The sequence below is a fragment of the Caenimonas koreensis DSM 17982 genome (assembly GCF_009646335.1).
Classification (GTDB): Bacteria; Pseudomonadota; Gammaproteobacteria; order Burkholderiales; family Burkholderiaceae_C; genus Ramlibacter; species Ramlibacter koreensis.
Genome location: NZ_WJBU01000002.1, coordinates 106,192 through 118,460 on the forward strand (window position 1 = coordinate 106,192; position 12,269 = coordinate 118,460).

At 64.3% G+C, this 12,269-nt stretch carries 11 protein-coding genes; 3 read left to right on the forward strand and 8 right to left on the reverse strand.

The features are described 5' to 3' along the window. The first annotated feature begins 10 nt into the window (after positions 1-10). The 3 genes from GHT07_RS02385 (at position 11) to GHT07_RS02395 (ending at position 3,546) form a co-directional block, all read left to right on the forward strand. Positions 11-1,072: a hypothetical protein gene (locus GHT07_RS02385; RefSeq protein ID WP_153583467.1), complete on the forward strand. Its 1,062-nt coding sequence runs from the start codon at positions 11-13 to the stop codon at positions 1,070-1,072. Between the two features lie 40 nt (positions 1,073-1,112). Further along, a complete protein-coding gene (locus tag GHT07_RS02390; protein ID WP_228488141.1) occupies positions 1,113-2,075 on the forward strand; it encodes a tripartite tricarboxylate transporter substrate binding protein in 963 nt (320 codons plus the stop codon). A 154-nt stretch (positions 2,076-2,229) separates the two neighbouring features. After that, a complete protein-coding gene (locus GHT07_RS02395; protein ID WP_153583468.1) occupies positions 2,230-3,546 on the forward strand; it encodes a glycerate kinase type-2 family protein in 1,317 nt (438 codons plus the stop codon). On the opposite strand, the gene GHT07_RS02400 is transcribed toward GHT07_RS02395, so the two are convergent. The 8 genes from GHT07_RS02400 to GHT07_RS02435 form a co-directional block, all read right to left on the reverse strand. After that, a complete protein-coding gene (locus GHT07_RS02400; protein WP_194792795.1) occupies positions 3,543-4,076 on the reverse strand; it encodes a DUF3016 domain-containing protein in 534 nt (177 codons plus the stop codon). The two genes, GHT07_RS02395 and GHT07_RS02400, sit on opposite strands and share 4 nt — an antisense overlap. Before the next feature lie 105 nt (positions 4,077-4,181). Next, complete coding sequence (locus GHT07_RS02405; protein ID WP_153583470.1) at positions 4,182-4,808, reverse strand: cytidylate kinase-like family protein; 627 nt, start codon at positions 4,806-4,808, stop codon at positions 4,182-4,184. A 68-nt stretch (positions 4,809-4,876) separates the two neighbouring features. After that, a complete protein-coding gene (locus GHT07_RS02410; protein ID WP_323740750.1) occupies positions 4,877-5,314 on the reverse strand; it encodes an acyl-CoA thioesterase in 438 nt (145 codons plus the stop codon). A 4-nt stretch (positions 5,315-5,318) separates the two neighbouring features. Then, positions 5,319-6,626, reverse strand: coding sequence for a TRAP transporter large permease (locus tag GHT07_RS02415; RefSeq protein ID WP_153583471.1), 1,308 nt, complete (start codon positions 6,624-6,626; stop codon positions 5,319-5,321). A gap of 87 nt (positions 6,627-6,713) precedes the next feature. Next, positions 6,714-7,241 (reverse strand): TRAP transporter small permease, encoded by a 528-nt coding sequence (locus tag GHT07_RS02420; protein ID WP_153583472.1) that lies wholly within the window; start codon positions 7,239-7,241, stop codon positions 6,714-6,716. 13 nt (positions 7,242-7,254) lie between these two features. Continuing rightward, positions 7,255-8,283 (reverse strand): TRAP transporter substrate-binding protein, encoded by a 1,029-nt coding sequence (locus tag GHT07_RS02425; protein ID WP_153583473.1) that lies wholly within the window; start codon positions 8,281-8,283, stop codon positions 7,255-7,257. Positions 8,284-8,354: 71 nt separating this feature from the next. Continuing rightward, on the reverse strand, positions 8,355-9,926 hold the full coding sequence (locus tag GHT07_RS02430) for an indolepyruvate oxidoreductase subunit beta family protein (protein ID WP_153583686.1): 1,572 nt from the start codon (positions 9,924-9,926) through the stop codon (positions 8,355-8,357). A 16-nt stretch (positions 9,927-9,942) separates the two neighbouring features. Continuing rightward, a complete protein-coding gene (locus GHT07_RS02435; protein ID WP_153583474.1) occupies positions 9,943-12,096 on the reverse strand; it encodes a thiamine pyrophosphate-dependent enzyme in 2,154 nt (717 codons plus the stop codon). Between the last annotated feature and the right edge of the window lie 173 nt (positions 12,097-12,269).

Here is a 12,269-nt window from a genome sequence, read left to right on the forward strand (position 1 = left end):
AAGGAGTTTCATGTCGACCGCCGGTAAACCAGCGCACCGCACGATTGCCACCATCGACAAGGCGACGCTCGAGCACGGCGTCGAGAAGCTCGGGCGCAGCATCAAGGAGCTGCGCAGCTTCGACGTGTCGAGCATCCAGGATCGTGGCGACACGCGGCTCGAAGCGCTGCAGCGCAAGGCCAACCAGCTGATCACCGAGTTTGTGTCGGTGACCAGCAGCGACTACAAGAAGCACGCCATCGTGCGGCTCGATGCATCGCTCGACAGCACCTTTGGCGATCGCTATTCCACCGATGAATACCGCGACGCCGTGAAGCACGGGCTCGACCAGGCCGTGGCGAGCCTCAATGCATTCAGGAAGCTGCTGCAGGACCAGCTCGCGCAAGGCGCGGGGACTGCGCCGACTGCGGCCACTCCAGCGCCGACAGCTGCGCCGACACCTGCACCCACCGTGGCGCCAACACCCGCACCCACACCCGCACCGACTCCTTCGCCAACGCCAGCGCCGACACCAGCGCCAACACCGGCGCCAACACCGGCGCCAACACCGGCGCCAACACCGGCGCCAACACCGGCGCCAACACCTGCCCCCACGCCCGCCCCGACCCCATCACCCACCCCAACCCCCACACGCGCACCCGCCGCATCCACGACCATGAACAAGCCAGCCTCCATGCCGTCCAGCAACCCGTCCGGCAACCGCGTCATCGTTTTGGGCGAGGGCGACGCCTCGGTCGAGGCCATTGAGTTTCTTGGCGCGCTCGGCCTGGAGCCCGCCGTCCTCGATGTGCCATCCGTCGACAAGCTCGACTCATTGCGTGATGCCGCTTACGCCATCGTGCTGCCTTCCAGCGTGGGGGACGCGTCGTCGCTGATGCTCGCCGTGGGCTTCATGCTCGCCGCCCTCGGGCGCTCGCGCATCTGCCTGCTCGCCGCTGCCGACCAGGCGTTGCCGGCCGCGCTCGACGGCGCCACGCGCGTATCGCCCGACGCGGCTGGCGTGTGGCACCTGGTCCTGGCCCGCGAGATGAAGCGCGCAGGAATGGAAGTCGATCTGAATCGCGTGCTTTGAGTGTTTCGTTGCCGGTCCATAAAACAGAAGGAGACAAGACATGATGCAGATGATTCGCAGCGCCGCTTGCCTGGCCGTGCTGGCGCTGGCCGCGCCGTTCGCCTTCGCGCAGGCCTGCCCCGACAGGAACGTCAACTACTGGCAGGCCTTTCCGCCGGGCGGTGAGTCGGACTTGTCGGCGCGGCACCAGCAAGTCGTGCTCAAGAAAAAGTGCCCTGCGATCGACACCATCATTCAATACAAGGCGGGTGCGGGCGGCGGCTTGCTTTGGGCCCAGATGAACCAGCTGCCCGGCGACGGCGTCACGGTGGTCGGCGTGAACCTGCCGCACATCGTCTTCCAGCCGATCGAAGGCGAAGTGCAATACAAGACGCAGGACATCACGCCCGTGTTCTGGTTCCACTTCACGCCCGATGCGCTCGTCGTTCCCGAGGCCAGCCCCCACAAGACTTTCAAGGACTTCATCGATGCCGCGAAAAAGTCGCCCGGCAAGATGAACCTGGGCGGCAGCGGCCTGAACTCGGCCAATCACGCCTCGCACGAGCGGCTCGACGCGGCGTTCGGTATCAAGACGACGTACATCCCTTACAAGGGCACGGGCGATATGTCGCTGGCCGTGGTCGGCAACCAGATCGATGGTGCCGTGACCTACACCGCCTTCGCCATCAACAACAAGACGAAGGTGCGCGCACTCGCCGTCGCGATGGAAAAGCGCCACCCGCTGCTGCCCGATGTGCCGACGTTCCGTGAGCTGGGCGTTGACTGGGTCGATGGCGCGTATCGCGGCGTTGGTGTGCCGAAGTCCACCCCACCGGAAGCACGCAAGCGCTTGTCTGACTTGTGGGCGCAATTGAATAGCGACCCCGAGATGAAAGAGCTGGCCGCCAAGAGCGGCTTTGAGCTGGTCAATGTGGGTGTCGATCAGATGGATGGCTTCATGAAAGACAAGACGAAGCTGTATACCGAGGGGGCGCAGAGGCTGGGGTTGGGGGTGAAGAAGTAGGGCTTTCTTCTTTACCTGCGGGAAAAGGCCGCCCACCGCTCGCAGCCTGAGCAGTGCGGTGGTTGATCAACTCGGTCACGACGGCTTCGATCGTTTTGCCGACATCGGAAACAGCGATCCTGGCAAGCACACTGCACACTGCACAATGCCTCCCATGACTTCGCCTGATCCCGCGACTGAGCCGCGCGCCTTCCTCGAATTTCTATACCGCGCCGCTGTCAAACGCGCGCTGCCGCTGCACAACACGGCGGCGTTCCTGCCCGCCCCACCCAAGGGCCGCACCATCGTGCTCGGCGCCGGCAAAGCGGGCGGCGCAATGGCGCAGGCGGTGGAGGCACTCTGGCCCGCCGATGCTCCGCTCGAAGGGCTTGTCGTCACGCGCTATGACCACACGCCGCCGCGCCCGGCAGGCTTGAAGCAGCGCATCGAAGTGGTTGAAGCGGCGCATCCTGTTCCCGACGCGGCGGGCCTGCAGGCTGCGCAGCGCATCCTGGCGATGGCGCACGGCCTGACGAAAGACGATCTCGTCCTGTGCCTCATATCAGGCGGCGGCTCCTCGCTGCTCACGCTTCCCGCCGAGGGCCTCACGCTCGAAGACAAGCAGCGCATCAACCGCGACCTGCTCAATTCGGGCGCGAATATCGTCGAGATGAATTGCGTTCGCAAGCATCTGTCACGCATCAAGGGCGGGCGGCTCGCAGCGGCGTGCGCGCCTGCGCAAGTCGTCACGCTCACCATCAGCGATGTGCCGGGCGACGATGTGTCCGTGATCGCGAGTGGCCCCACGGTGCCCGATGCCACGTCATGTGCTGACGCGGTCGCGATATTGCAGCGCTACGCCATCGAAGTGCCGGGCACCATCATGAGCCTGCTGGAGCAGGGCGCGCTCGAAACACCCAAGCCCGGCGATGCGCTGTTCCATGGCCATGCCGTGCACCTCATCGCCACGCCGCAGCAGTCGCTCGAAGCGGCGGCGCAGGCCGCGCGCGAGGCTGGTATCGCTGCCTACATCCTGAGCGACGAGATGGAGGGCGAGTCGCGTGAAGTCGGCAAGGTGCACGCGGCGTTGGCGCGGGCGATTGCGCGCCACGGCCAGCCCTTCGCGAGGCCGTGCGTCGTGCTATCGGGTGGCGAGACGACGGTGACGGTCAAGAAGCAGCCTGAAGGCGCACCGCGCGGGCGTGGCGGGCGCGCGGGTGAGTTTTGCCTGGGCCTGGCGCAGGCGCTGCAAGGCCAGAAGGGCGTGTGGGCGCTCGCAGCGGATACGGATGGGATCGACGGCGTGGAAGACAACGCGGGCGCGTTTGTCGCGCCGGACACGTTGCAACGCGCCGCAGCGCAGGGCATGAAGGTCGACGGCTATCTCAGCCGTAACGACGCGTATGGCTACTTCAGCGCGCTGGGCGACCTGGTGGTCACAGGGCCAACGCACACCAACGTGAATGACTTCAGGGCGCTGCTAATTCTTTAGCCCGCAGCCTGCTGATCGACGAACCGCTGGCGGAACCACTTGTCCAGCATGCGCTTCTCGTAAACGAGCCCGCTGCTGTCGCGCATGCGCGGTAGGCCGTGCGCGTAATCAAGATCAACAATCGCCTCTTCGCCACTGGCCAGCTGCTGGCCACGCGCATCCTGCAGCGTGTAGCGAACGGTGATGCGCGGGTAGTCGGTGCGGCCCTTCACGGTGCGAATGAGCGTTGCCTCGCGGCGCGACATCTGCACGCTGCCTGCAAGATCGACATCGGTCACCTCGATCTTCAGTCGCTGGTCAGCAGGCAGGTACTTCTGGCCAAGCACTTGCAGGTAGCTGCCGAGCACGCGAAGGTTCTCCTTTTCTTCCCACTGCGACGTGCCGGCGTCGACGAATTTCTCAGCGGCCGCAAATTGCACTTCAACTGAGCCTGCGTGCGCGGCAGTCGTGGCCAGCAACGCGGCGCCGACGAAGAGCAGTGAGAGCGCAGCAATGCGCATGGGGTGAACGGGAGCAGCGGCAAGTCGCATGGCACCTCCAGGAGTGGATGTCGCCCTCATTCTGGCGCGGCCGTCACCCCGTGCGTTTGCACCCCGTGTAAAGCTGTGTCACGAGGTGCGACAGTGGCTGCAGCCTCACTCGATCGAGGTTGCCGCCTGAACGATGAGCGCAGCGACGGCGGGCGCCTTGAGCGTGTCCATCGACACCGTCAGGTCGTAGTGATCCGGCGTCTCGGTTTTCACGTCGTAGAAGCGCTTGAGGTAGTCGGCACGCGCGGCATCGCTGGCGCGGATTTCTTCGGCGGCTTCATGCCGGCTCTTGCCGCCAGCCGTGGGCAGCCAGTTGTGCACGCGGCCAAATTCGCTGCCGGTGATCAGCACGCGCAGCACGTCTTTGCGGCGCGCCAGTGCGTAAGAGGCGGCGTGCGCCAGGATGATCACGTTGCCTTCTTCGGCCGTTTCAAGAATGGCCTGGCGGATCCACTGGCGCATGTCGTCGCCAGCGCCAGCGGCCTTGGGGTTGAGGATGTAGTTGAAGACGTCCGCACTGCTGGAGCTGATTTCATTGACCAGGCTGGACAGGAACGACTTGCGTGTCTCGACACTGGCGACTTCCTGCGGCGCAACCTTTCGAAGCTCGGCGGCCTTGGCCACGATCTCCTCGTCAACGATGCGGTAGCCCAGCTCTTTCGCGACCTCCGCGGCCACGCCTTGGGCGTCTGTGTACAGGGCGCGGGAAATGCAGATCACACGAGCGGTCATGAGCAAAGGCCTCCAGAGTTGGGCACGATTATGCTGACGGGCCTGTGGGTGCGCAAGCGCGCAGCGCGCTATTCGCAGAGGCGCCGAATTTCTTCAGGCGCCACCACTGCGCGAATGCCGGGCACATCGCCCTCGCGCTGCGCCGCGAAGATGCGCACCTCGTCACATTCCATGATCAGGTCTGAGCCACCCCGCGGGTTGTCGCGCGTGACGCGGTAGCGCTGCACGAAGCTCTTGCCGCGCCACTCGGCAATGCTCGCGTGAATGTGAAGTGTGTCGCCGTAGCTCGCGGTCTTGATGAACTTCGCGTGCGTATCGACTAGCGGCGTGCCGATGATGCCGTGCGACTTTGCAAGCTCATGCCAGGGTGGCACACCGCATTCAACGAAGAAGTGGCGCGACGCCGCATCGATCCAGCGAAAGAAGTTCGGGAACCACACGATGCGTGCGGGGTCGCAGTCGCCGAACTCGACTCGCACCGAGTAGGTAATTTCGCGCGATGCCACGGGGCTATCCCATCTTTCCTGGTAGCCAGAGCGCGATGATGGGGAAACTGATGAGGATGATCAAACGGAAGATGTCCGTCACCACGAACGGCAACACGCCCTTGAAGATGGTGGTGAAGCTCACGTCCTGCACCACGCTCTTGATCACGAACACATTCATGCCCACCGGTGGATGGATGAGGCCAAGTTCCACCGTCATGACGATGATCACGCCGAACCAGATCGGGTCGAACCCCAGCTGCACGATCACCGGGAAGATGATCGGCACCGTGAGGATGATCATGGCCATCGCGTCCATCAGGCAGCCCAGCACGAGGTACATCACCATGATGAGCGCGAGCACGCCGTAGGGCCCAATGCCGAGCCCCGTGAGAAAGCCCGTGAGCTTTTGCGGCGTCTGCGTGATCGTGAGGAAGTAGCCGAACATCAGCGCGCCGATCAGCACCGTGAACACGGCTGCGGCAGTGCGCGTGGCCGAGAGCAATGCTTCCTTGATCTTGGCGCGATCGAGCTTGCCGCGCACCAGCCCGAGGATGAATGCGCCGCTCGCGCCCACACCCCCCGCTTCTGTCGGCGTGAAGAAGCCGCCGTACAGGCCGCCGATCACGAACAGGAACAGCACCAGCGGCGCCCACACGGCGCGCACATCAACGAGGCGTTCTGACCACGGGCGCAGCTCACCGGCCGGCAGCCAGTTGGGCTTGACCTTCACGATGATCATGATCGTGACCACATACAGCAGCATCGCGAGCAGGCCGGGAATCACGCCTGCCATGAACAGCTTGCCGATGTCCTGCTGCGTGAGGATGGCGTACACCGCGAGCACGGTGGAAGGCGGCAGCATCGCGCCGAGCGTGCCGCCTGCTGCGATCACGCCGGTGGAGAACGATTGCGGGTAGCCAAAGCGCCGCATCTCCGGATACGCGACGCTGGAGAACGTTGCGGCTGTTGCCACGGACGATCCGCAGATGGCCGCGAAGCCGCCGCACGCAAGCACTGTGGCCACGCCAAGGCCGCCGCGCAAGTGGCCGATCATCGAGTTGGCCGCCTTGAACAGTTCGCGGCTCACGCCCGAGACTGACACGAACGCGCCCATCAGCATGAACATCGGGATCACGCCGAAGGTGTAGTCCGTGACCGTGCGCATCGACGTCTGGCCGACGAGCTTGAGTGCGGGGCCGGGGCCTGCGATGTACGCGTAGCCCGAAATGCCCACGAGGCCCATCGCCATGCCCACAGGCACGCGCAGGAGCATCAGCGCGAAGAGGGCGATGAAGCCGAGGAAGGCAATGAGGTCGGTGGAGAGATCCATATCAGCCTTCGCCGAGCCGCCTCAAGAAGGCTGAAGCCCCCTCGGGGGGCAGCGCATTACACGGAGTGAAAAGCGTGGGGGTCATGTTCACTCGACCTTCTTGTCGTCGTAATGCTCGTCGTGCAGCGCTTCCGGCTTGAACACGAGCCGCCACGTGCGGATCGCAATCAGGATCACGGCGCACACGTCGCCTGCCCATGCCACGGCGTAGAACGGCCACGTCGGGATGTTCAGGTCATACGTCTGCACGTTGTCCCTGAACGTGCCGTGCACCTTGTCGAACAGCATCACCGTTTGCACCGTCACCACGAAGAGCAGCACCACCGTAGCGAACACGTCGATCACGCGCTTCTTGTTCTTGCTCACCATCGTCCACACGAGATCGACGGTGATGTGGCCGCCGCGATAACTCGTCGCGGCGATGCCCCAGAAAATCAGGATGCCCAGCAGCATCCTGCCAAAGTCATACGAGTCCGGAATCGACGTGCTGAAGAACTTCCTCAGCAGCACGTTGGCGAAGATATTGAGGGCGACGATGCCCACGAAAATCGCCGCCAGCCACTCAATCGAATTGATGAAGCGGTCGGCGAAGTTCGGCTTTTTGTTGTCAGTCATCGCCGCCCGGCCATCACAGTGCCGACTTGTACTTCACCAGTGATGCCTTGAGCGAATCGAGCACCTGCTTGGGGTCGCCGCCGGCCTTCTTCACGCCTTCTGCCCACTGGCCTTCCACCGGTGCCACGGCATCGCGCCAGGCCTTGAGCTGCTCGGGAGTGAGCTTGTACACCTCATGGCCCGCCTCGTTCGCGAGCTTGGTGCGGCCACCGATTTCAAAGTCAGCCCAGGCGCTGCCGACCTTCTCGGCCCATTCGCTGGTGCAGTGGTCGTCAATTACCTTCTTCTGCGCGGTCGACATCGCGTTGTACTTGTCGGCGTTCATCGCCCACACAAACGGCGTGACGTACAGCGGCACGTCCATGTGGAACTTGGTGACCTTGTCGATGCCGAACAGCGTGAGCGAGCCCCACGGGAAGGTGATGGCTTCGGCCACGCCGCGCTCGAGCATGTCGCGCGCTTCCGGTGCGGACGACTGCACGTTAGTGCCGCCCAGCAGCGTCACCATCTGGCCGATCGTGCTGGTGGCGGGGCGGATCTTCATGCCCTTGATTTCGGCGGGCGAGACGATCTTTTTCTTCGAGTGCAGCGCGCCGGGGTCATGCGCGAAGGCGAAGCAGAACTTCACGTCCTTCATTTCCCTGGCGGCGTACTGGCGGTACCAGGCGTCGATCGCGGCGGAGCCGGCCTTCGCGTTCGAGATCATGAACGGCAGCGACGACGCGGCAAAGATGGGGAAGCGGCCGGGCTGGTAGCCGGGGTTCACATACGAAAAGTCAGCGATGCCGTCGCGCGCCATGTCGTAGTGGTCGAACGCCTTGCCCAGCTGCTCGGACGGGAACAGCGTGGACGTGATCGTGCCGTTCGACTGCTTCTTGATGTCGTCCGCCCATGCCTGCAGCGCGGGGTTGAGCGCGTGCTGCGCGGGCACCCAGCTCGAGAGCTTGAGCGCAACCGGTTTGTCCTGCGCCTGGGCTGCGCCCATGCAGAGCGTGCACACCGCCAACGCGGCGGCCGTGATGGTGAAGTTGAAACGTTTCATGTCGAAGGTCTCCTCGCGGGGCGGGTGGATAAACAGTTATTAGTTATAAGAAATTGATCCGGCAGCGGGTATCAGGTTTTCCCTTGGGTCGCAGGGCGGCGCATGAAGCGGATCGGCTGCTCTTTGACGGGGCGCGCGGGCGCGCCGTGGCGCACGAGTGCTGCATCGAGCGCAGTGCCGGCGTCGTCGGCCAGAGCCGCTTCGCGGGCAGCGGCGATGGCTGTGGCGGCATCTGCCGCTGAGGGCAATTGCGCGAGGTGGTCGATCACGTGCAGCAGGTTCTCCTTGCCGCGCTCGTTGGTGGCGCCGTAGCCCTTGATCAGGCGGCCGCACAGCGCGATCTCGTGGCCGAGGCGCCAGTCGCGCGCTGTCCCGGCTGTGACAGCGGCCAGCCATTTGTCGATCATGGCCTGCTCGGTGGCGAACCGATTGCCGCGCACGCGCAGCCACTTGAGGCTGGCGAGTGTGCGCAGCGCGAGCATGCCGGCCACCGAATGCGTGCCGATCTTCAGCGGCAGTGCCCATGGCGATTTGCCCTTGGCGACGCGCTGCCTGTCCCATCGAATGAGCGATGCAGCGAGTGCGGGTGGCGCGAGTGCGGCGAACTCCGGGATGCCCGGTTTGAAGTGGTCGTACACGCGCAGCAAGTCGTCGGCACCCGCCTTGACCTCGCCTTTCACGCGCGACCAGCGTGACGCGCGGCTTTTCAAGTCGGCCACGCGCACGATGTCGTCAAAGGCCATCCACAGCGCGAGCCAGCGCGCCATTTCGCGGGTGGTGGAAAAGTTCTGAGTGGCAGACGCGTCGGCGATGCGCTCGGCATCGAGCACCGCTTGCAGCCGTTGCAAATACAAGTCGGCGTAGCGCTGGTCTTGATACTCACGCGCGCGTGCGTGGCCCAGGCTGGCCATGGCTTGCACGGGCGCAGGAAACCGGCTTGCGATGACGGGATTGACCGGCGAGGCAGCAGCTTCCGCTGCCGCATCATCGTTGTCGAGCGCCGGGGCAGGTGCTGCCTGGCACACGTCGAATGCGCGTGCGAACCCGCGCAAGCTCGCCTCTGCGCTCTTGCCGCCCGCCTTCACCACCGCCTCGTAGTCCTCACGCGCGAACGGAAACACGCCGCTGCTTGCGACGGCGCCGAGCATCACTGCGCTCACGACCGTGCCGGCTTCCTTGGCCATCGCAGCCATGTCGAACACACGATGTTCGCGGCTGAATGCGGACACGATCTTGCGCAGGTCGTCGCTATCGGCGCGGCCGTCGGCGAGCTGCGTGCGCTCCTGCGTCGTGAGCGTGCGCGACGACGACGTGATCACCATCGTGCGCTGCGGCGTGCTCATGCCATTGCTGATCTGGCGCGTCGTCTCCAGCAACTCGCTCGACACGATGGCGTCAAGCGCGCCGGGCACCGGGTTCAGGCTGAACACCGGGCGCTTGCCATTCAAAGCCGCAATCGGCACGGGGAACACCTCGATGTAATAAGTCGTGGCGCCGGTGCGTTGCGCGACACCGGGAATCGACGTGCTCTGCGCGGCGTAACCGGCATGCCGCGCAATATCGACGAGCCATTCAGTGAGCACACCGCCGCCTTCGCCGCCGAGCGCGCAGATCAACAGGGAAATCGGCCGCAGCTGGTTCATTGCTTCGCTCATGGCATCAGGCCGGTTGCAGTGCGCGAACCACCGCACCACGCAGCCCCGCAACGAGCCGCTCGTGCCACTTCGGGTTCTGGATCACTTCGGCGCGATAGAACGATGGGCACAGCGTTGCCGCATGCGCGTTCTCGCCGCACAGGCCACAACCGACGCAGCCGTCGATCACGACCGCGACCGGATCGACCTTCAGCGGATCGGGGTTGTCCTTGATCGTGAGCGTCGGGCAGCCCGACAGGCGTATGCACGCGTGATCGCCGTTGCACACGTCTTCATCCACGCCGTATTTCACGCGCACGACACGCTTGCCTTTTTTCAGCAGGCTCGCGAGCCACGGCTTGATGCGGCGCTGGCGCTCGAGCTGGCATTCGCCTTCTGCAACGATCACTTTCAGGCCGTTGAAGTCGCTGGTGAAAGCCGCCTTCAACGTCTCGCGCACTTTCTCGACGTTGTACGTGTGCACGGTGCGCAGCCACTTCACGCCCAGGCCCTGCAGCGTTTTCTCAATAGTGATGTTGGTGTGCGTGAGGCTGCGCGTCTTGTCGTGCTCGTCGTCTTTCTGCGAATCGCCGGGTGTCGAGATGATGTCCTGCGTGCCGGTTGCCGACGTGTAGCCGTTCTTGAAAATCAGCAGCACCGCGTCGTCGTTGTTGAACAGCGCGCTCTGCACGCCCGTGAGCAGGCCGTTGTGCCAGAAGCCGCCGTCGCCCATCACGGCGAGCGTGCGCCGCTGCATCATGGGCGACACACCTGCGCGGCTCGCCAGGCTCATGCCGTAGCCCAGGATCGAATGCCCCATCGAGAACGGCTCGAAGGTGGCGAACGCATGGCAGCCGATGTCGCCTGCGATGTGCACCGGCCCTATCTCTGCCTGCGTGAGCTTGAGCGCCGAGAACACGGGCCGCTCGGGGCAGCCGATGCAAAAGCCGGGCGGGCGAATTGGCAGCGGCTTTTCGAGCATCCTCGCGACGGCTTCGCGCCGCTCGCGGTTGCCTGCGAGCCATGCCTTCGCCGTCTCGGTGGCCGGGCCGGGCAGGTAGCTCGATGCAAAGAGCGACAGGCCCTGCGACATGATCTCGACGCTCAATTCGCCGGCCGCCTGCAAGACGTCTTTGCCGTGGAGTTTCGTCTGGATGTCGCGGCGGCGCAGCAGCGTGGCGATCTCTTGCTCGATGTATTCGGGCTGGCCTTCTTCGACCACGATCACCGCGCGTTTGCCTGCGCAAAAGTCGGCGATCTGTTCGGGCACGAGCGGATAGGTCACGTTGAGCACCAGCAGCGGAATGTCGCTCTCGCCGAATGCATCGGCCAGGCCCAGTTGCTGCATGCTGCGCTGCAGCGAGTTGTACAGGCCCCCTTGCACGATCACGCCCAGGTCGTCGTGCTTGCCGGGCATCAGCTCGTTGAGGTGGTTGTCGGCGATGTACTTGCGCGCTGCGGGAATGCGCTGTTCGCTCTTGAGCTTTTCATGGCGGAAGGTGACTGGCGGGTGCGCAAGGCGCATGTAGTCGAACGTGGCGGGGTTCTCCATCAACGCGCGTGTCGATATGGCAGGCCGCACGTTGTCTTTGGTCTCGAAGCTGCCGCGCACGTGGCAGGCGCGAATGCGCAGCTCGAGGATGCACGGCATGTTCGATGCTTCTGACAGTCGAAAGCCGTGTTCGACCATGTTCACCATCACCGGCAAGTCGGGCCTGGGGTCGAGCAGGCACATCGTGGACTTCAGTGCGTAGGCTTGCGTGCGCTCCTGGATCACGGAGGCGCCTTCGCCGTAGTCTTCACCGACAACGATGAGTGCGCCGCCTGTGACGCCGGGTGACGAGAGGTTTGACAGCGCGTCGGATGCGACGTTGGTGCCGACGATTGACTTCCACGTCACTGCGCCGCGCAGCGGGTAGTGGATCGATGCGCCGAGCATGGCGGCGGCGGAGGCCTCGTTCGCGCATGCTTCAACGTGCACGCCGAGCTCGTCCATGTACGGTTTGGCTTGCACCATCACGTCGAGCAGGTGCGAGATGGGTGCGCCCTGGTAGCCGCCGACGTAGGCCACGCCTGATTGCAGCAGTGCCTTGGTGATGGCGAGGATGCCTTCGCCATGAAACGTGTCGCCCGCGCCCAGCGCCAAGGATTCGATTTCCTTGCTGAATGAAACTTCCAAGGCTTTGTCTCCGGTGCTGTGCGCTTGCAGGCTGAACGCTGGAGTGTGGGTGCTGGGGGCGTTTCGATCAATAACGGAAACTACTAGCTGCTATTGGTTTTGCGTGTGGTGGTTTGCTCGGGTTCGTCTGTTCAGGGTCGTCTGTTCGGGGCGCTCGCGGCAGGTGGACTCTG